Annotated in this window: 18 protein-coding genes and 1 tRNA gene; 5 read left to right on the plus strand and 14 right to left on the minus strand. The window is 41.5% G+C overall.

Going from position 1 to position 19,130, the window contains the following annotated elements; translation table 11 throughout:
* Positions 1-19: 19 nt before the first annotated feature.
* The 6 genes from Q0R88_RS13505 to Q0R88_RS13530 form a co-directional block, all read right to left on the minus strand.
* Positions 20-700, minus strand: a complete 681-nt coding sequence (locus Q0R88_RS13505; protein WP_295716872.1) for an OmpA family protein — start codon at positions 698-700, stop codon at positions 20-22.
* A 213-nt stretch (positions 701-913) separates the two neighbouring features.
* Positions 914-2,251 (minus strand): HAMP domain-containing sensor histidine kinase, encoded by a 1,338-nt coding sequence (locus Q0R88_RS13510; protein WP_295716874.1) that lies wholly within the window; start codon positions 2,249-2,251, stop codon positions 914-916.
* A gap of 3 nt (positions 2,252-2,254) precedes the next feature.
* Positions 2,255-2,938, minus strand: a complete 684-nt coding sequence (locus tag Q0R88_RS13515) for a response regulator transcription factor (protein WP_295716875.1) — start codon at positions 2,936-2,938, stop codon at positions 2,255-2,257.
* A 9-nt stretch (positions 2,939-2,947) separates the two neighbouring features.
* Positions 2,948-3,820 (minus strand): hypothetical protein, encoded by an 873-nt coding sequence (locus Q0R88_RS13520; protein ID WP_295716877.1) that lies wholly within the window; start codon positions 3,818-3,820, stop codon positions 2,948-2,950.
* Positions 3,821-3,850: 30 nt separating this feature from the next.
* Entirely contained in the window at positions 3,851-4,195 is a 345-nt protein-coding gene (locus tag Q0R88_RS13525; RefSeq protein WP_295716879.1) for a hypothetical protein, read from the minus strand.
* Positions 4,196-4,377: 182 nt separating this feature from the next.
* Positions 4,378-5,325 carry an FAD:protein FMN transferase gene (locus tag Q0R88_RS13530; RefSeq protein ID WP_295716880.1) on the minus strand — a complete coding sequence of 316 codons (948 nt, stop codon included), beginning with the start codon at positions 5,323-5,325 and terminating at the stop codon, positions 4,378-4,380.
* A gap of 2 nt (positions 5,326-5,327) precedes the next feature.
* On the opposite strand from Q0R88_RS13530, the gene Q0R88_RS13535 reads away from it, so the two are divergent.
* The gene (locus Q0R88_RS13535; RefSeq protein ID WP_295716882.1) at positions 5,328-5,471 is read left to right on the plus strand and encodes a hypothetical protein; all 144 of its coding nucleotides are present in this window, start codon (positions 5,328-5,330) and stop codon (positions 5,469-5,471) included.
* 91 nt (positions 5,472-5,562) lie between these two features.
* Here the strand turns inward: Q0R88_RS13535 and Q0R88_RS13540 are convergent, their stop codons facing one another.
* From Q0R88_RS13540 to Q0R88_RS13565, 6 genes are all read right to left on the minus strand, one after another.
* Positions 5,563-6,216: a metal-dependent transcriptional regulator gene (locus Q0R88_RS13540; RefSeq protein WP_295716883.1), complete on the minus strand. Its 654-nt coding sequence runs from the start codon at positions 6,214-6,216 to the stop codon at positions 5,563-5,565.
* A 142-nt stretch (positions 6,217-6,358) separates the two neighbouring features.
* Entirely contained in the window at positions 6,359-7,012 is a 654-nt protein-coding gene (locus Q0R88_RS13545; protein WP_295716884.1) for a hypothetical protein, read from the minus strand.
* A 194-nt stretch (positions 7,013-7,206) separates the two neighbouring features.
* A complete protein-coding gene (locus Q0R88_RS13550; RefSeq protein WP_295716885.1) occupies positions 7,207-7,728 on the minus strand; it encodes a hypothetical protein in 522 nt (173 codons plus the stop codon).
* Positions 7,729-7,845: 117 nt separating this feature from the next.
* Positions 7,846-9,585 (minus strand): S41 family peptidase, encoded by a 1,740-nt coding sequence (locus tag Q0R88_RS13555; protein ID WP_295716887.1) that lies wholly within the window; start codon positions 9,583-9,585, stop codon positions 7,846-7,848.
* Positions 9,586-9,652: 67 nt separating this feature from the next.
* Positions 9,653-9,868, minus strand: coding sequence for a hypothetical protein (locus Q0R88_RS13560; protein WP_295716888.1), 216 nt, complete (start codon positions 9,866-9,868; stop codon positions 9,653-9,655).
* 79 nt (positions 9,869-9,947) lie between these two features.
* Complete coding sequence (locus Q0R88_RS13565; RefSeq protein WP_295716890.1) at positions 9,948-10,583, minus strand: pyridoxamine 5'-phosphate oxidase family protein; 636 nt, start codon at positions 10,581-10,583, stop codon at positions 9,948-9,950.
* An 80-nt stretch (positions 10,584-10,663) separates the two neighbouring features.
* On the opposite strand from Q0R88_RS13565, the gene Q0R88_RS13570 reads away from it, so the two are divergent.
* On the plus strand, positions 10,664-12,115 hold the full coding sequence (locus tag Q0R88_RS13570; protein WP_295716891.1) for a PLP-dependent aminotransferase family protein: 1,452 nt from the start codon (positions 10,664-10,666) through the stop codon (positions 12,113-12,115).
* 200 nt (positions 12,116-12,315) lie between these two features.
* Positions 12,316-12,897, plus strand: a complete 582-nt coding sequence (locus Q0R88_RS13575; RefSeq protein ID WP_295716893.1) for a porin family protein — start codon at positions 12,316-12,318, stop codon at positions 12,895-12,897.
* A gap of 620 nt (positions 12,898-13,517) precedes the next feature.
* Here Q0R88_RS13575 and Q0R88_RS13580 read toward each other — a convergent pair.
* On the minus strand, positions 13,518-16,943 hold the full coding sequence (locus Q0R88_RS13580; protein ID WP_295716895.1) for a ThuA domain-containing protein: 3,426 nt from the start codon (positions 16,941-16,943) through the stop codon (positions 13,518-13,520).
* A gap of 234 nt (positions 16,944-17,177) precedes the next feature.
* Here Q0R88_RS13580 and Q0R88_RS13585 point away from each other — a divergent pair, with 234 nt between their 5' ends.
* A complete protein-coding gene (locus tag Q0R88_RS13585; RefSeq protein ID WP_295716896.1) occupies positions 17,178-17,852 on the plus strand; it encodes a DUF6624 domain-containing protein in 675 nt (224 codons plus the stop codon).
* 239 nt (positions 17,853-18,091) lie between these two features.
* Here the strand turns inward: Q0R88_RS13585 and Q0R88_RS13590 are convergent.
* A tRNA-Asp gene (locus Q0R88_RS13590) sits at positions 18,092-18,203 on the minus strand.
* Between the two features lie 152 nt (positions 18,204-18,355).
* On the opposite strand from Q0R88_RS13590, the gene Q0R88_RS13595 reads away from it, so the two are divergent.
* Positions 18,356-18,832, plus strand: a complete 477-nt coding sequence (locus tag Q0R88_RS13595; protein ID WP_076373882.1) for an Lrp/AsnC ligand binding domain-containing protein — start codon at positions 18,356-18,358, stop codon at positions 18,830-18,832.
* The last annotated feature ends 298 nt before the right edge of the window (positions 18,833-19,130 follow it).

Consider the following 19,130-nt stretch of genomic DNA (forward strand, 5'->3'; position numbering starts at 1 on the left):
ATATTATTGAAATTGCTTATTACTGACCGGCTTGTTTGGCTTCGTTTTTCATTGTTGTGTTAGCAACAATTACAATCTCTACCCTACGGTTTTTTGAACGGCCATCAACTGTTGTGTTATCAGCAATTGGCTCAGTTTCGCCTTTTCCGGAAGTTTGTAAACGTGATGAAGCAACGTTGGCTGCGGCTATAAATGATTTTACAGATTCGGCCCTTTGCACAGATAAAGTCATGTTGTGGGCATTGGAACCAGTATTATCGGTATGGCCAACAATTAAAATATTTGTTTCGGGATTATTTTGAAGCGAGGCCGCTAATTTTTGTAAATTAGATTGCGCTTCTGCTTTAAGCGCCGATTTATCGGTATCAAACAAAATACCTGAGTCAAATTTTACAAGGATACCTTCGCCTTCACGGGTTACGGTAGCACCGGGCACAGTTTGTTTTATTTCTGCAGCCTGCCTATCCATGTTACGGCCAATAAAGGCACCTGCTGTACCACCTACAGCACCACCTATAATAGCTCCTAACGCTGTATTGCCAGCTGCCTTGCCAATAAATGCACCTACGGTACCACCGGCACCGGCACCAATTGCAGCACCCTTTTGCGTTTTGGTTAATGAGTTACAGCCTGCGCTTAAAATGCCTGCTGTTGCTAATGCTAAACTAAAAGTAGCTACCCTTATTCTTAAAGATTTCATAATATTATATATGTATATAAGTTGTTATTTGCAAAGCTAATGCCAAAAGGTATATTCCCTAATATTGAAGGCGAATCATTACTATGGCGTTACTTTTTTAACAATTAAGAAAGTGGATTTCGGGCTTGCGTGCACCCTTTAGTGTGGGCACTAAAAAGTGGCTAATTTTTAGTACATCAAATGTAAAATTATCGATACACGGAAAGGGCCCGGTTAATTATTAACCACTATTAAGGTAGCCGGAAATATAAGTTTAAAAGTGCTGCCCGCATCTTTTTCTGATACTACCTCAATTTCGATATCATGAAAGCCGGCTATTGATTTTACAATTGGCAGGCCAAGTCCAAAACTCTCCTGCTGTAACGACTGGCGAATTTTTTTGAAGCGATTAAATATGGATGGAAGCGCATCGGCGTCAATGCCTATGCCTGTATCCGTAATGCTGATGATAAATTTATCATGAACTGCTACTGCCGTTACCCGGATGCTGCCACCTTCGCGGTTATATTTAATAGCGTTATTGATAAGGTTAAAAAACAGGTTGAACAGCAGGAATTTATTAATATTAACCAGGTACCAGTTATCGGGGATAGAAATATCATAGCTGATGTTTTTATCCTGCAAGCGGATGGAGATTTCATCATATACATCCTGCAGTAATTCGCTTACGGCTACTTTGTCTTCCTTTAAAAACTGTTCGTTCTCAATTTGCGATATCAGGAGTAGTGTTTTGGTAATGCTTTTTAAACGGTTCAGGATCTTTTGCATCTCCAGTAAACGTACCTTAATCTCGTCGCTGATATCCTCCTCTTCAAACATGTTCTCGATTTTTGATTGAAGGATGGAGATTGGGGTCATGAGCTCGTGCGAGGCATTAGAAATAAACTCACGCTCCTTATGGAATTTATCAGCAATGGTCTCAATCATTTTATGAATGCTCAGATCAAGGTGTTCAAAATCAGAGGTGTTGGTCCGCACTTTCCGGTACGACTGGAAATTAGGGAACTTTTGACCAATCAGTTTTGTTTTTATAATAGTGCGGAGTGGCTTAAGTACGTAATTGGAATAAACCTGGTCGGCCAGGATGGTAAGCAGGATCATGCCCAGCAATACCTGGAAGGCTATGTTTTGAAGCGGGGTACTGGTTTCATCAAGTGTATCAACACTTTTGCCTATCTCCAGTAGGTAATTTTTATTTTTTACTTTAAAAGTATGGCTCAATATGCGGTATTCAAGCGTATCTCCCTCACTAAAAAGGCGTTTCCCTCTTTTAATGGTATCTAAATAATAATTAGGTTCAACCTCGTCAAGACTTATATATTCATCTTTAAGGGGCAGGTAACTTCCGTACCCTTCGCCGTTTACAATGTAGGTTTCAATGCCCCGGCTTTTTACTATTTGCAGTAGTTTGTTTTTTTGTTTTATCAGCTTGCTATCTACATAATTACTGCTGATATTTTTGATCAATACCGGTACCAGCAATACAAATAGTATGGCAATCACCAGTTTTGATATGGCGTTAAAAAGCGTAAGTTTTGTTCTGAGTTTCAATACTTAAGCGTTGATTTTAATTTTGTAGCCCAGTCCTCTTACGGTTTCCAGCCAATCGGGCGATGCAAAGGCATTTAATTTTTTCCGGATATTTTTAATGTGCGCATCTATATAGTTGGAGTCGTAATCATTATTAACCACGCTGCCCCAAATGTGTTCACTTAGCTGCATGCGGGTAAGGGTGCGGTTTTTATGTAAAATTAAATAAGCAATAAGATCAAATTCCTTTTTTGTGATGGCATTTACCGTACTGCTGCCGTATGTAATGGTACGGTTTGTAAGATCGATAAGGAAACCGTCGAGTTCAATTATATTGTTTTTAACACCAAATTTGCGGCGGATTATTGCCTGCATGCGGCTTTGAAGCTCTAATAACGAAAATGGTTTGGGCAGATAATCATCGGCGCCAAGATCAAGACCTTTAATGCGGTCGGTAATTTCGGCGCGTGCTGTAAGTATGATGCAGGCCGCGTCCGAATCGAGCTTTTTGGCTTCTTTCAGCAGGTCAAGCCCCTCATAATCTGGCAGCCCCAGATCTATCAAAATAAAATCGTAGAGATTGGTAGCAATCTTTTCAGATGCCGAAGTTCCGTCGTAACAAACCTCGCATATGTAGTTATAATTTGTCAGGAAGATTTCAAGTTCCTGTGCAAGTGCTTTTTCGTCTTCAATTATTAAAACATTCATATACCCGGTTTAATAAAAGAGGTAGTAAAAGGTAAAGTTAAAAAATGATTCTTTTCTGTTTTCAAGCGCCCCCTCAACGTTAACCGGGATAGAGTATCGCCACGATGCTTCCAACGTATAATGCGGTCTGTTATAGGCAATGGGCAATTTAAAACTGTAGTTGAGCATCTTAAACTTCCTGTTATAACGTGCAGAGTTGGGGTCATTGTGTACATAAATATTGTCTATATCATCTTTAAAACGATGGTCAAGAGAATAGCGCTGTACAAAATTTTGGGTGCCCGTTATAAAATTAAAGGATGGATTAAAGGAAAGGTAATCCTTGTCATCAAAAATACTCCAGCTGGTTTCAATATATTTGGAGTTGGTTACGGTTACAAAAAAATCGTTTGATTTGCCAAAAAGGTAATCCATGATCACACTTGTTTTTACGAAGTGCCAATCATAGGAGTTTTTGAGGTTGACATCATTTGATGATGCTGATTTTATAACATTGGCATCTTTATTAAAAATAAAGCGCGTGTAGCTTGCCGCTCCCGAAAAATCTTTAGAAAATTTGTAAAAATATCCACCACCCAGATCTACTTCATCAATCGGTGTGTATCCCAAAACTTTGAGTATCGAACCGTAGGCAAAGAAGCCCTGTTTAGTGTTATAGATAAGGTCGCCGGTTACAAACGGGTATTTGACTGGCCCGGTACGACCAAAAAAGAGCGCATCGCTGCCGTAATTTATCCCTACAGAAACAGATTGCTTTCTGATAATGGTATCTGTATCGGCAACAACATGGAGGTTGTTGCGCGTAAAAAGGTCTGTGTTAATACCTGCAGCATATAAGGTATTACTACCCATCACAAAAAAAAGTAAGCAAAGGTACTTCATCAAAAATCGGTAAATTGTTTGTTAACCTGTTTAATTGCCATTTCTTCGTGGTATTTCTGGCGGACGCTCCAATCCTTCGGGCCGACGCTGTCTTTTCGGTTTTGGTTTGGCTGGTGTAGTATTGCCATTTTCGTCAACCTTTTCGGGCTTTGCCTGTCTTCTTGCCTTAGCTACCTCTTTAATTTTATTTTTTTCATCCAGTTCCTGCTGTTTTTTGCTTTTTGACAATATAGTATCCGCAGATAGATTATCATGCAATACCGTAATCATACGGAAATTATAAACAGAATTTAACGGGCTGTTTTTAATAACGGCAGATGATAAATATGGTGCAAATATCAATACGAGGACAATATACGCAAACCACTTTATCATTGGGGGGAAGAAAAACTTAAAATTGTATTCAAATATCGGTCAATTTAAACAGTAATACCCAAGGGGGAGGGGGCTGTTGATAACAATTACGTTACTAAATTATTTAACCGGCAGGTATTGCCCGGATAATTTGTAAATAAACACGTTGCCTGAATAATTGATAGGTTATAATTTATTTTATATCAGATGGTTACATCTTTTGATGTGTAAACCCTGTTTTGATCGTCAATAATGATACAAGCTATTTGATTTAGCTGGTTTATTAAGTACATACCTGCGTTAACGCCAATATTAATTACCGGCGAAGCCATTGCATCAGAAAGTTCGGCTGTTGGGCTAATGATGCTTACGCTTTTAATTTCGCTTACCGGGAATCCTTTGTTGGTATTTGTTACGCTTTGGAATTTCTTTTTACTTACACTGGCATATTTTTCGGCATTTACTGAAGTAGCAAAAGCCATATCACTAATGTTAAGGTGAGCAAATGGTTGTTTTCTTTGCTCCGGATCGGCAGCTGCAACTGTCCATGGTTTATGGTTAGGCTGGGTTCCCCAGGTTAACAAATCGCCGCCTGAATTAATTACACCACTGTTTACGCCGTTCATTTGTAAAACATATTTTGCCCTATCGGCAGCGTAACCTTTGCTATTGGCGCCAAAGCCAATGCGCATACCTTTTTCTTTTAAAAAGATGGTTTGTTTAGCGGCGTCAAGTATAACACTCTGGTAGTTGGTTTGCATTACCGAATATGGAGCGGTTTTAACAGGAGCATTTTCAACAAGTGCATTATCATTACCTGTTACATTATTACCTGTAAAATAGGTAATATCAAAGGCACCATGAGTAAGTTCAGATATTTGCAAAGCTCTGTCAATCAACCTGAATATTTCGCCATTGGCTTTTACCGGTTCAATGCCCGCGTTACGGTTAATTTGTTTAATGTTACTATCATCGCCAAAGGCCGACAGTAATTTTTCTACCCGGTTAATTTCACAAATGGCAATGTTTATTTGCTCATTGGCCAGCAAGTGATCGTTCCCAACAACACTTATCTCAAACTTATCACCCATTGCGTAAACGTTGCGCCTGTAGGTGGCTAAATTGTTACTTAAAGTTTTTACTGCCAACATAAATGAAATTCTTTATCGTCAAAAAATCAAACAACTCTAACCCAGTTGCAGAAGCGGTAAATTTCCTGGTAAAAAGGCTACACCGTTACTCCACAAATACTAAAGTAGATGGCTTGTATGAAAATAAGATGAAAAAGGGCTTGTAAATACCGTAAATCGATAATTTACGGCCAATAAAGTTGAAATATTCTTAAATTAGGACGAAAGGTTGACAATCTGCAGATCGTTTTTTTTTAATTAATCTATTAAAATGTTCTCGCCAAATTTTTGAGATACGGTGGTGTTTTCTTTACCGTTGATGCTAATCACAAGGGAATTATCAAAGGGGATCTTTTCTATCAGTTGGATGCGGGTGCCTATGCCAATATCCAGTTTAATAAGATATTGTAAAAAGGTATTGCTGGTATCGCGAACCGCGGCTACACGGCAGGTGGTGCCGGCTTTAAGATCGGTTAGGGTTACTGAAAATGATTTGGGGACCTTGCCATTGGCTTTGGGTATCGGGTCGCCATGCGGATCGTACTCCGGGAAGCCCAGGAATTTATCAAGCCTGTCGGCCAGTGTAATATCACTGATGTGCTCCAGTTCTTCGGCAATATCATGGATCTCGTCCCAATGGTAGCCCAGCTTCTCTAACAAAAAAACTTCCCATAAACGGTGCCTGCGTACTATCAATGTAGCATCTTTTAATCCAAGCTGGGTAAGTTTTACGCCCTGTTTTTTATCATAAGCTATTAATTGCTTTTCGGTAAGCTTGCGTATCATATCCACTACCGATGCCGGGTTGTTACCCAGTGTTTCGGCAATTGCGGTAGGCGTTATCTTAACATCCTTTTGCTGCGCAACGCGATAAATCGCTTTTAAATAATTCTCTTCTGATAGTGTATACATTGCTGTTGACGGGCTAACACACAAACATAAATAAAAAGCAGCCCGTTTGTAATGGTTAGCCGTCACTAATTGTTGTTAATAGGTGCCCAAATATTAACAGGCCTCCTTTTTGGGAACCCTGTTAATATTTTAAAGGTATTGATTAATGTCTGCCGTGTCCGCCACCGCCTCCATGTCCGCCACCACCGTGGTTTTCATGTCCGCCGCCGCCGTGATTCTCATGTCCACCGCCACCGTGGTTTTCATGTCCGCCACCACCGTGGTTCTCATGTCCGCCGCCACCGTGGTTATCACGACCGCCGCCGTTACCATGAAATTCAGGATGTCCGTATCCTCTGTTACCATAGTTAGGACGGTTATAAGATCCCCTGCGATCATGATTGCCTCTCCAATAGTTGGCATACCTTGTATCGCGGCTGTTACGGATAAAACCCTGGTCATGACGGCCCCTGTAACCGGCATATTCTGTTCTGTAAACATCATGCCTTAACCATGGATTCCTGTCGTTTATAACAACTTTATAGCCATGATACAGGTCATAGTTGCGGTAACGCACCGGTAAGTAGGTATGATGTACCCATATATTGTTATCAAAATAAACATACTCATGGGTAGGTACATCATAATAAGTATCTATATCGGGCATGTAATAATAACTTGCGTGGTCATAACCTACAGGGCCCCAGGCAGGCTGGCTGCCAATATTTAAACCCAGGCTAACGCTTACTTGTGCGCTGGCTGTTTTAATAGCGAAGCAGCTTAGTATTATTGCTGCTGACAGGATGATTTTTTTCATTTGATAATTTTGTTAAAGTACTGCGCCAATACGGATGAATTCATTTATAGTTGCGCATTGTTGGATGTATGACAACATTTAATCCAAAAAGTTTAAAATCATAATGCAGATAGGTCTCTTGCCTGTAACAGCGCATAAAAAAACAGGCTTCCTGTTATGGAAAGCCTGTTTCATATAAAATAAACAATCAAAAATTAATCTCTGTGACCATGACCCTTATCATTTTTACGGTCATCTTTGCGGTCGTCTTTACGGTCGTTACGTACTTCTTTGCGTACAACTTGTCTGTTGCCTTTACCATTGCCGTTGCCATTCCAATGCTTGGTGTATTTCACGTCACGGCTGTCGCGGATGATGTTTTGATCATGGCGCCCCCTGTAGTTTGCATATTTGGTGCGGTAAACATTGTTACGAACCCATGGTGTACGCTCATTTACTACAACCTTGTAGCTATGGTAAACATCGTAATTGCTGTAACGCGGAGGTAATGCGGCTGAATGAATCCACGCGTTATTATTGAAATATACATATTGATGTGTATTTACATCATAGTAGGAATCAATATCGGGCATGTAGTAATAGTCTGCATGATCGTAGCCGGTTGGTCCCCAGTCTGGTTGACTGCCAATATTGATGCTTAAACTTATTTGTGCACTGGCAGGTTTTATTGATAAACAACCTAAAAAAATAGCGGCTGTTAAAATGATCTTTTTCATAGTGTTATTGTTTTGTTTGGAGGTATGACAATAACAGATGAAAAAAGTTTAGTTAAATATGCGGTGCAACGTGTAATTAAGCCGTTACAATTATAAGGGCGATAATATAACAGCGGCTTATTGATCGTCGTCGCTATCCTTGTCTGCCGCTTTTTTGCCGGCCATGGCCAGCATAGGTTTACCAATAACTTTATAGTTGCCTTCTCCTTTTAGTATGGATGCCAGCTGGGCTTTATCCTGCATGGTTTTTACAGCCTGGGCCAGTTCTTTATCGTATTTAAAGTTAGCTTCGTAACGGCCTTTTTCAAAGTAATACCTTGATGCTATCTCGTTTTCAAGCACCTGTTTTATTTCATCCTTATGTTGTTGCAGGTCGTTCTTTTTACTGGTGAGGAGTTTTGTTTTCAATACATCATATTCGGCCTGGATCTCGGTAAACTGCTTCTCTTTGGTAGCCTCGGTTTTAAGGTTGTTCAGCAGTTTTTCTGATGAGGTGGTGTAGTTATAGTTTTTATCAGCAAGATATTTTACAAAGTCGTTATAGTCGTTATCTGATAGGTTGAACGATTTGATATCGGCTATTTTAGCGTGCTTGTCACGGTATAAAGTGGCGTAATCAAATATTAAAAGCTTGCCAACCAAAGCCTGGGTTACATTGGCAAACCGCTCTTGTTTAATAAAAATATCAGGGTAAATTCCACTGCCATCATAAACCGAGCGGCCATTTTTGGTTTTAAACTCGTGGATTAGTGAATCGGCTACTTTAACAACGCTGCCATCATCCTTGCGGTGGGTATAGTCCAGTTCCTGGATGCAACGGCCCGATGGTACATAGTATTTGGCTATGGTAATTTTTACCAGGCTATTATAAGGCAGGTTAAACGTTTGCTGAACCAGGCCTTTGCCATAGCTGCGCTGGCCTATAATAATGGCACGGTCAAGATCCTGCAACGAACCTGCAACAATTTCTGATGCCGACGCCGAGTGGCTGTTTACCAATACTACCAGGGGCAAATTAGGCTCAAGGGGAGCGCTAACGGTGCTGTAGGTAAAGTTTTTATCTTTTATTTTTCCTTTTTGCGATACGATCTCTACATCTTTTTGCACAAAAAGGTTAACTATTTTTACTGCTTCTTGTAATATGCCGCCACCATTGGAGCGCAGATCTAATATAATACCACTGGGGTTGTTCTTTTTTAGGGATACCAGAGCATTGGTCACTTCGCTGGCAGAGTTTTCCAGGAATTTATCGAGTTTAATATAACCCATGTTGCCGGCAACCATGCCAGAGTAAGAAACATTAGGTTGTTTTATTTCATCACGTACCAGGCTCTTTTCAAATGGCTGGGCAACATTGTCGCGTTTAATAAAGAGCCTTATGGCAGCCCCTTTTGAGCCTTTCAGCAATAAGCTTACCTGGTCGTTATTTTTACCATTAAGGTCGATGTCGTTTATTTTTAATACCTGGTCGCCAGGGCGCACGTCTCCTTTTTGGGCCGGGAAGCCTTCAAATACATCAGATACGTATACTTTGCCATTGCGCGCAAAGATGCTGGCGCCAATACCGCCATACTGGGTGCTTACATAATGCAGCTTATAATCCTCAATTTCAGATTCGGGTACAAACTCCGTATAGGGGTCAAGTCCCTCCAGCATAGCATCAACCCCGGTTTTAACCAGCTTGGCCGAGTTGATATCATCAACATAGTTGATGTTCACCTCTTTATATACTGATGCAAAAACATCAAGGTTTTTCGATATCTGGAACAGGTCGTCATCAAAAGCCGCAACACCGGCCGCCAGCATTATAACACCGGCAAATAAGCCTATCTTTTTATATTTTCTGAAGATCACCATACCCTGTACAACATTAAAGCATATAAAAATACGAAAAGCTTATCGATTTTTACAAATACGACCTAATTTACAGCCTGTTATTATCAATATTTACCAATGCCTTTTTCAAGGTAAAGACAACATATTCCCTGTTACGGTTTACCAAATCCATCAATTTGGTTATCAGGGCTTCTTCTTGTCCTTCGGTATATCTTAGTTGTTCATCGCTAAGGTTGTTGTACTTACGTTGAACTTTAATTTTTACACGTTCCCAATCTTTATTGGAGATACTGATCTCGGCCATTGTTAAATTATTTTAAGCAAAAATATAAAAAATACACGGCAGCAGAATTTAAAAATCAGGCCGAGCCTGATTTTTAAAACTAAATATGCACAAGATGAGATGGTAATGGCATTCCTTCGCTCAATTTGTCGGGTATAGGGGGCATCCGTTTGGTTTGCAAGGGGATAAGGCCCGTCCATATCGGCAGGTTTAGATCTTCATCATCATCAACTGGCATTCCTGTACGGATCTTTGCCGAGGCTTCGTCAATTTTAAAGGCAAGCGCTGTTGTTTTGCGTACCTCGTTTTCCTGTATCGGGCGCAGGTAATCCCAGCTACCGGGTACAATTTTATTGGTGAGCCATTTAAATGCTTCTATTTTGCTTGCCATGTCCTCCACTTTTTCGGCCTGTGCAAATATCACTACCGACCGATAGTTAACAGAATGATGAAACGCTGATTTGGCTATCACGAGCGCATCCATCAGTGTTACAGAGATACAAACCGGAATGCCTTTTTCAAGCTCGCGCATCAGGTGGCTGCCTACAGAACCATGTATATAAATACGATCCTCATACCTCACAAAGGCAGTGGGGATGGAATAGGGTTTATTTTCTGATGAATAGCTGATGGTACAGTACAACGCTTCATCAAGGATGGCGTTAATGGTTTCGGGCTCGTAATTTGCCCTTTTAGCTGATCTGCTGGGAATAAGATGTGCTGCTGGAGTTGCCATAATTTTGTTTTTTTATAAAATTATGCGTTTATTGGATCGCCATTGTCGCCCAATTTATACAAAAGTGGTAGTCCGGTTTTATGCAGGTATTTTCATCAAGCTTAAGAATATATAAAGACGCGGTTTTACCGGTTTATATTCAGCTGGCCAACCAATTAATGGCTTTGGTAAAGGCCGGCACTTTAAAGGCGGGTCATAGGCTGCCTGGCACCCGGCAACTGGCAGCAGAGTTAAGCGTTCACCGTAAAACGGTTATCAGGGCGTATGACGAGTTGCTTGCACAGGGATGGCTGGAAAGCCGTACAGGCAGCGGCACATACGTGGCGGCACATTTGCCGGTATCTAAACCTCAAAAGTTGTTAAGTGATACACATGATGTTGCTAAAGTAGCCGGGTTCAGCGTTAAAATGGCGCCTCATCTTCAACGTAAAATAGCCGATCTGAACATCGAACTGCATCTTGATGATGGTTTTCCGGATGTGCGTATCGCGCCTGTGCTTGATATTTCAAGGGCTTATCGTACACAATTGTTAACCGGAAACCCCTATACCCGCTTAGGCTATGCAGACCCAAAGGGCTCGATATGGTTGCGGGAGGAACTGGCGGCGTATTTAAATATTACACGGGGACTAAGGGTTACACCTGCCAATATCCTTATTGTGCGCGGCACAGTAATGGGCTTGCACCTGGCCTGTGCCGGCTTGCTGGAGCGGGGAGATACCGTTGTAACAGCCGAACCAGGCTGGGCCGGGGCCGAAACTAACTTTTTGCAGGCCGGAGCAAACCTTTTAAAAATACCTGTTGATGAATACGGTATAGATATCGACAAGCTTGATGCGCTTTGCTGTAAGCAGCCTGTGCGGATGGTGTATGTAACATCGCATCATCATTACCCTACTACGGTAGCGTTGCGAGCCAATAGGCGGATCCGTCTACTTTTACTGGCACAAAAGCATGGCTTCATTATTTTTGAGGATGATTACGATTATGATTTTCACTATCAAAACAAACCCCTGATGCCGCTGGCCAGTGCCGATGATGCCGGTATGGTGCTGTATTGCGGTTCTTTTTCAAAAACAATATCGCCGGCTATAAGGGTTGGGTATTTGGTTGGCCCCGAAAATGTTATTGAACACCTTGCACAACTCCGCAGAACCATTGACCGGCAGGGTGATACGATGCTCGAAAACGCCATGGCCGAGCTATTGCAAAATGGCATTATTCAACGGCATCTACGTAAATCATTACGGATGTACCAGGAACGGAGGGATATTTTTTGCGGCCTGATGTGTGACTTCCTTAAAAAATATGTTGATTTTAAAGTGCCTGATGGCGGTATGGCCGTATGGACACATTTTGATGATAAGATTAACCTGCCCGATCTGGCTCAGGGTGCATTAAAAAAAGGACTCTACTTCCAGGGCGAAAATAATCTGTCGGCCCCTAATTTTACCCGGTTGGGCTTTGCATCCTCAACACCTGCCGAACTGGAACGTTGTGTAGAAATACTGGCAAAACTACTTGCAAAATGACAAGCGGCAAGGCCATGCTGATTTATTTTTATCTCCTTATAAAAATTACGCTTAAGCAACGTTTAAAAACTTGGCGCGTCAATTGATAGGCAATAATAAGGCTATCAATAGGGCCAATTTTATAAACTATCTATGTTTAATAATGGGGTTTGTGCTATTGATGTATAAAAAACAGCTATACCCCGCTAAAATTAAAAATTATGAAAAAGTATTTATTGAGTGCAGCATTACTGATAGCGGTAAGCATCAGTGCAAAAGCACAGTTTTCTTTAGGCGTTAAAGGTGGCGTCAATTTTTCAAAAATCAATACCGATAATTTAAAAGAATCAACCCTCACAGGTTACCAGGCAGGGTTATTTGCCCGGATAGGCAATGGCCTTTATTTGCAGCCAGAGCTTTATTTAAGTGGAACTGGCGGTAAATTCAGTGCTAATAATAATGGCACCGACTATAGCGGAAAAGTAAGATTCACTAACCTGAATGTTCCACTTTTGGTTGGTAAATCCTTTGGTGCAAAGGATTTGAATTTTCGCGTTATGGCGGGTCCTATATACACTTACCAGTTAAATAAGAGCGAAAGTTTTTCAAATAATTTTAACAATGCTTACCAGGATTTTGGTAACTATAACAAAAGTACTTTAGGTTTCCAGGCCGGGGCAGGTGTTGATATCGGCGCAATAACTGCCGATCTGCGTTACGAAGGTGGTTTATCAAAAGTAAATTCAAATTACGGTCAGCGCCAAAACCTTTGGGCTTTAAGTGTGGGCTTTAAAATATTTTAAGAGGAGCTGAAGGTTGTTTGTGAGGACAGCTAGATGTCCGGAAGAAATAAAAGCAGGGGCAATGTGCGATTCCTTCCTCGGGGAAGGAGAGGTAGGGGTTAAATCAGGCGTTCATGTACCGTTGCAGACGGCATGCCGGCGAAACCCCTCCCTGCCATTGCGCACATTTCAGCCGCACCCCTCCCGTTGGGAGGGAATTAAAAAAGACTTCCCAAAACCTATCGTAAGTACACAAACAACAGTTTTAAATACAAAAAATCCCGACAAGTTAAGCTGTCGGGATTTTTTGTATTTGGTAAGTCGGATGTTCGGAAGGATAAAAGGCCGGGCAATGTGCGATTCCTTCCTTGGGGAAGGGGAGGTAGGGGTTAAATCAGGCGTTCAAGTACCGTTGCGGATGGCATGTCGGCGAGACCCCTCCCTGCCATTGCGCACATTTCAGCCGCACCCCTCCCGTTGGGAGGGAATTAAAAAACACTTCCCAAAGCCTATGACAAGGACACAAACAACAGGTCTAAATAAAAAAAATCCCGACAAGCTAACCTGTCGGGATTTTTTATTTTTGAAACTTTTCTTTTGAAACCCTCTTTGCTTCACTATAAAGCTTGGGGTTAAAGCTCCTATTTAGCGCTAAATATTAAACCTGTAACACCTGCCTGCATCGCAACAGGTTTTATTGGTTTGTAAATAAAATATAGCTGATGCATTTTGCCATCGGTAACCGGGCTAACGGTTATATGGGCAATGCCCCCTTTTTGATCTTTAGCTGGTGTTGGTAAGCCGCCTTTACCTATTAATTTGCCATCTGGTGCATCCATCCTCAGCTCAAAATTAAGGCCGATTGTTGGCGCTACCTGCCAAAAGGTAGTCATATTTATCGATTTAACGCCAGTAAGATCAATGTTATCCACCGCAAACCAGCCCTCATTTTGTGGGAGGATAAGCAGGTTAATGCCATTGAATTTAAACGCGGTAAAGCCATTAAACTTCTCTGCGCCGGTAAATGTATAGTTGCTGCTGTTTAAAGTAGCTACACCTGCACCGGTTAACGCTTTGATGGCACCGGTAGCATCATCGGTGTATTTGGCCGATAATACAAGGGTAGCAGCAGGCTGTTTACCCGGATCTGGCATAATGACGCCGGATGGAGGTAAGGATTTCTTCTGGTTGTTTTTATTGCTTAATGACATTACCCAGGTGATGATCTGCTCCAGGTCGCCTTTTTTAATGTTCGGGTGAGCAGACATTGCCGTTTCGCCCCAAACACCAGCGCCGCCTTTAATTACTTTTTGGCTAAGCTTGTTCATGGCATCAGGATCTTTCTGGTATTTGGTGCTTACATCAGTAAACGCAGGCCCAATTGATTTGCCCACTTCCTTATGGCAGCTTTTGCAATCCATAGTAAGCATCAGGGTTTTGCCGCTGTTTTCTGGCGCTGTCTGTTCCAGTTTAGATGCTTCTATTGGTTTCTTATATCCGTCTATATAATCCACATTAACGATGATGCGTTTAGGATCAATTTTTTTAGTATCTGCGCCATCGGTTACAGTTACGGCGTAACTTAACGGGGAGCCCGGAAGATAAAATGATTTATTACCACCAACTAATTTTACTGTTACCTGTGGCTGCTCGTTTCCGGCATAGATATTTACCGGCGAACTTTTGCTCACGGCACCCTGGCCGTCTTTTGCTTCCACAGTAATTTTGTAATCACCTGGTTTGGTGTAAGTATAATCAAGTTGCGGAGCATCAGTTTCTTTGGTAGTTCCATCACCTAACGTCCATTTATAGGTAATTTTATCACCTTCGGGATCTTTAGCCTGTGTAGTAAGCTTAACAGCAAACGGCAAAAGCCCAGATGTTTTATCCACTTTTAAATTGGATATAGACGGCGGCCTGTTGCCTGCGATGTAGTCAATCCGTATTAAACCGGCATCCGGGTTATGGGTAAACCAGCCGCTTCCATACTCTAAGCCATATAGTCTTCCATCCGGCCCAACTTCCATATCAATCATAGAATTTGCTTTCAGACCCGGGAAAAATGGCTCCATTTTATCAAAATCACCTTCTGGTGTAAGGCTAACAGCTTTTATCCAGCCGCGCATCCACTCATAGGCTAAAAATTTGCCATTGTAATAATCAGGCAAACGGGTTTCAGCAGGGAACATATCGGTATAATAAACCGGGCCTGCCATGGCGTTACGACCACCTGAACCTACCTGCGGGAAATCGGCTGACGCCCCGTATGGGTACCATATAAATGCAGGTTGTGCCGGTGGCAAATCAGTTAAACCGGTATTGTTACGTGAGTTATTTACCGGGTGTTTAGGATCAAATGCTGGTCCGGATTTGCCGGTGGCGTAATCATAAACATGGTAAGGCTTGTTGTTGCCAACAAAATATGGCCAGCCAAAATTACCGGCCTTGCGGGCCTGGTTTATCTCATCATAACCCATTGGGCCACGGTTGTCAAGGCTATCATTATGCGCATCCGGGCCAACCTCGCCCCAGTATAGGTTGCCATTTTTCTGATCTACAGAGATACGGTAAGGGTTTCTATCGCCCATAACATAAATTTCGGGGCGTGTTTTTGGCGTGCCTTTAGGGAACAGGTTTCCTTCGGGGATATCATAAGTGCCATCGTCCTTTAATTTTATACGCATGATTTTACCACGCAGATCGTTTGTATTACCAGCCGAGCGGCGGGCATCAAACTGCAGGTGTCCCGGTCTGTCATCCAAAGGAGCATAGCCGCTGGTTACGTATTTTTGTCCTTTTTCATCAAAAGGGGTAGAGTTATCACCTGCCGAGAAGAACAGGATCTTATCAGGACCCGGACCAAAAGCGATAGAACCACCGGTATGGCAGCAAATTTCGCGCTGGGCTTTTACTTCCAGTATTACTTTCTCGGTTTTTTTATCAAGTGTATCGTTCTTAAATGTAAACCTCGATAAGCGGTTAACCGAGCTATCGGCCGGGCTATAGTAAATATAAACCCAGTTGTTATTGGCAAAGTCGGGATCTTTAGCCAGGCCAAGCATCCCTTCTTCGGCATTTACGCCTGGTGTGTGCAGTGTTTTGTAGTACACATCAAAAAAGCCCACCTGTTTAACTTTTTGAGTTTCGTGATTGTACCGCATAATTTCGCCGCGGCGCTGGATCACTAAAATATCCAGGTTGGGCAAAACGGTCATTTCTGTAGGTTCAAAAAACTGACCGGTTGAAAGCTGAGTTTTAGAAAAACGGTCTTCATCTGGCGGCAATTGTGATTTTGCTTTGGAGTAATCGAGTTCTTTATTTTCGCCAATGGTATATTTGATACCGGCAAGCAGCATTTTTAGGTAGTTATCATCTTTATAGCTTTCTTCGGTATGCCCCATAGCAGTGTAAAACGCACGGCCACCGTCAAAATCATGGTACCAGGTTGCAGGGTGTAAGCCCATTCTTTTACCTCCTTTATGGGTACTTTCATCAAGGGTGATCAACACGTGAACATCGGGGGCAAGGGCCTTTTTAAAGCTATAAAACTCATCTGTACGTTTCCATACTTTGGGCAGGTGTTTGGTAGCATCATTAGTAGCATCCACTACGTTATAGGTGCCTGGCTGCACATTGGGATTTTTATCGTGAATGCCCGGGTGGTCATAAAACCAATCGCCCATGAGGCGGCCATACCATCCCCAGTCATATTCGGTATCCGCTGCGGCATGTACGCCTACATATCCACCGCCCGCTTGTATATAGCGCTCAAACGCGGCTTCCTGGCGGTAATCCAGCACATCTCCGGTAGTGCTTAAAAAAATAACAGTCGAATATTTTTTAAGGGTGTCCTCATTAAACATTGCCGGGTTTTTGGTGGTGTCTATCTCAATGCCATTTTCTTTGCCCATTTTTTGGATGGCTGCAATACCGGCATCTATTGATGTATGGTGGTAGCCCATGGTTTTTGAAAATACAAGCACGCGGGGTTTGCCTGGTCGGGCTTTATTACATGAAAAGTAAGTGCAGCTGAGTGCTACAAGGACCAATAGGGCGATTTTCTTCATATTGATTAAATATGGGTTTGGTTAATTGGATTTAGATATTGGTATTCCGGAGCTATTTCTGCAATTGATACAATCGATTGGCAGTTTCCAAATTTATAATAAAATATTGAAGTGTCAATACCAATGTGTTAAAATGACACAGTAATATTTGTAATACAAACGAAGTTTGGGTTCATATAAACTTCATTATTGTTTATCTTGTAAGGTGTGGAATTAACCGGCCACGATATCTGTATGAAAACCTTATTCTTTTTCTTTGCGCTTTTGCACATCTGTTCATTATCTATGGCGCAGGTTAGCACCTTCCAAATAGACAGCAGTAAGTTTAATAAACTTTTAATGGTTACTTTAGATAGCCTTTACAAGCAGGACCAGGTACCCCGGAATAAGTATGGGAATGCTGCTTATAGTAAACAAAGCCCGCATGTAATTGATAGTTTAGAGAAAATAATGAGGGATGCAGACGCACGAAACCTCATCGTGGTGAATAAGATAATAGCACAATATGGTTGGCTTGGCCCCGAAAAGGTAGGAGTAAATGCGAGTGAGGCCTTATTCCTGGTTATTCAGCATGCCGATTTGAAAACACAGAAAACGTATTTACCTATGATAAGAACAGCCGAAAAGAACGGCGAAACGCTATCAAGTAACCTGGCTATATTGGAAGATAGGATAAACATGCGCGAAGGTAAAGCGCAGTTGTACGGCAGCCAGGGTTTTACAGATAAGCAAACTGGTAAAAAATACATTTACCCTGTTAAGGATGTTGATCATCTTGAAGAGCGGCGTAAAGCTATGGGGATGACTGCGATGAAAGATTATTTTAAAGGATGGGATTTGGAAGATTATAAAAAAAGCCTGCCCGAAATTGTAAAAGCGGCCCAGCAACAGGGCATACTTAGCAAATAGTGTAGATTGAATAACAAAAAGCCTTTAAAACAGCAAAGCCCCTGATGGGCAGGGGCCTTTACTAACCAATTATAAACCTAAATTATGAGAAGAGCTGTAGGAGAAGGAGTCGAACCTCCACGGAGTGGTTATTTTTATTGCTAAAAGTTTCCCAAATTCTCCGCCACCGCGACAAGGAGGTGTGTCTGCCAAAAATTTCACCATCCTACAGTATATAAATCCCGTCTTTCATGGATTTGCTGTTGGGGAAGGATTCGAACCTCCACAGAGTAGTTAGCCCGCTTCGGGTTTTCTATGATCTCCGCCACCGGGACAAGGAGGTGTGTCTGCCAAAAATTTCACCACCCAACATTGTTTTTGTTTTAAAGAACGATTAGCATTTTGTCATTTGCTTGATACAAATCTAATAGACCTATCAATTCCTTGCAAATATTTCAACAAAAATATTTTATTTTTATTCAAATTTTAATTAAACTTGTATTTCAATATAGATATTCAAATTTATGTCCCACAGAAAAGCTCAAAATTTAGAAATTGATAATCTCGATATACAGATTTTATCAATATTGATGAAAAATGCTACCACTCCATACACTGAGATAGCTAAAGAGTTGATAGTTTCTGGCGGAACCATACACGTGCGGATGAAAAAGTTGGAGGAGATGGGTGTAATTAAGGGAGCCAGTTTGGAGGTAGATCCGCAAAAATTAGGGTACGATATTACTGCTTTTTTGGGCATTTATCTGGAAAAAGGCTCGCAATATAACGAGGCTGTAAAGCAGTTAAAAACTATAAAAGAGATAGTTGAGTTGCATTACACCACCGGCGAGTGGAGTATTTTTGCCAAAATTGTATGTCACGATACCACGCACCTGCGCGAAGTTTTAAATGAGCAGATTCAGGGTGTTAAAGGCATTCAACGTACGGAAACCTTTATTTCATTAGAAGAAAGTATAAGGAGGCAGATCACTTTGGAATAAACTTTACTTAAAGATTTTAATGATTTTTTAAGAAAGGCTGTTATGTTGAGTTTGAGCTTAGCGTAATGGTCTTTTTTTGTGCGGAGTGAATTGTCTGAACCGAAATTTTTTGAATTGAGGAATAACAGAATTTAATTTTAGGCTGTCTGAAAATTAAAAACCGACCGTCATTGCTGTAAGGGTTTAGTAATTCGGTAACAGAATCAGGTATTTTTATTTGTTGTTTAGGGTGACCATATCGATAGGTTTTTTACCATTGATGCCCTGATGTGGCCGTTCCCAGTTATAATAAACAAGA

This window comes from Mucilaginibacter sp. (assembly GCF_025362475.1).
Classification (GTDB): domain Bacteria; phylum Bacteroidota; class Bacteroidia; order Sphingobacteriales; family Sphingobacteriaceae; genus Mucilaginibacter.

What these genes read in the sequence shown, in the direction of transcription:
- Q0R88_RS13555 (WP_295716887.1), bottom strand. Translation starts at nt 9,585, where the DNA reads ATGGTGATCTTCAGAAAATATAAAAAGATAGGCTTATTTGCCGGTGTT.
- Q0R88_RS13520 (WP_295716877.1), bottom strand. Translation starts at nt 3,820, where the DNA reads ATGAAGTACCTTTGCTTACTTTTTTTTGTGATGGGTAGTAATACCTTA.
- Q0R88_RS13535 (WP_295716882.1), top strand. Translation starts at nt 5,328, where the DNA reads ATGAAATTCTTTATCGTCAAAAAATCAAACAACTCTAACCCAGTTGCA.
- Q0R88_RS13565 (WP_295716890.1), bottom strand. Translation starts at nt 10,583, where the DNA reads ATGGCAACTCCAGCAGCACATCTTATTCCCAGCAGATCAGCTAAAAGG.
- Q0R88_RS13530 (WP_295716880.1), bottom strand. Translation starts at nt 5,325, where the DNA reads ATGTTGGCAGTAAAAACTTTAAGTAACAATTTAGCCACCTACAGGCGC.
- Q0R88_RS13560 (WP_295716888.1), bottom strand. Translation starts at nt 9,868, where the DNA reads ATGGCCGAGATCAGTATCTCCAATAAAGATTGGGAACGTGTAAAAATT.
- Q0R88_RS13580 (WP_295716895.1), bottom strand. Translation starts at nt 16,943, where the DNA reads ATGAAGAAAATCGCCCTATTGGTCCTTGTAGCACTCAGCTGCACTTAC.
- Q0R88_RS13540 (WP_295716883.1), bottom strand. Translation starts at nt 6,216, where the DNA reads ATGTATACACTATCAGAAGAGAATTATTTAAAAGCGATTTATCGCGTT.
- Q0R88_RS13545 (WP_295716884.1), bottom strand. Translation starts at nt 7,012, where the DNA reads ATGAAAAAAATCATCCTGTCAGCAGCAATAATACTAAGCTGCTTCGCT.
- Q0R88_RS13525 (WP_295716879.1), bottom strand. Translation starts at nt 4,195, where the DNA reads ATGATAAAGTGGTTTGCGTATATTGTCCTCGTATTGATATTTGCACCA.
- Q0R88_RS13585 (WP_295716896.1), top strand. Translation starts at nt 17,178, where the DNA reads ATGAAAACCTTATTCTTTTTCTTTGCGCTTTTGCACATCTGTTCATTA.
- Q0R88_RS13570 (WP_295716891.1), top strand. Translation starts at nt 10,664, where the DNA reads ATGCAGGTATTTTCATCAAGCTTAAGAATATATAAAGACGCGGTTTTA.
- Q0R88_RS13515 (WP_295716875.1), bottom strand. Translation starts at nt 2,938, where the DNA reads ATGAATGTTTTAATAATTGAAGACGAAAAAGCACTTGCACAGGAACTT.
- Q0R88_RS13550 (WP_295716885.1), bottom strand. Translation starts at nt 7,728, where the DNA reads ATGAAAAAGATCATTTTAACAGCCGCTATTTTTTTAGGTTGTTTATCA.
- Q0R88_RS13575 (WP_295716893.1), top strand. Translation starts at nt 12,316, where the DNA reads ATGAAAAAGTATTTATTGAGTGCAGCATTACTGATAGCGGTAAGCATC.
- Q0R88_RS13505 (WP_295716872.1), bottom strand. Translation starts at nt 700, where the DNA reads ATGAAATCTTTAAGAATAAGGGTAGCTACTTTTAGTTTAGCATTAGCA.
- Q0R88_RS13595 (WP_076373882.1), top strand. Translation starts at nt 18,356, where the DNA reads ATGTCCCACAGAAAAGCTCAAAATTTAGAAATTGATAATCTCGATATA.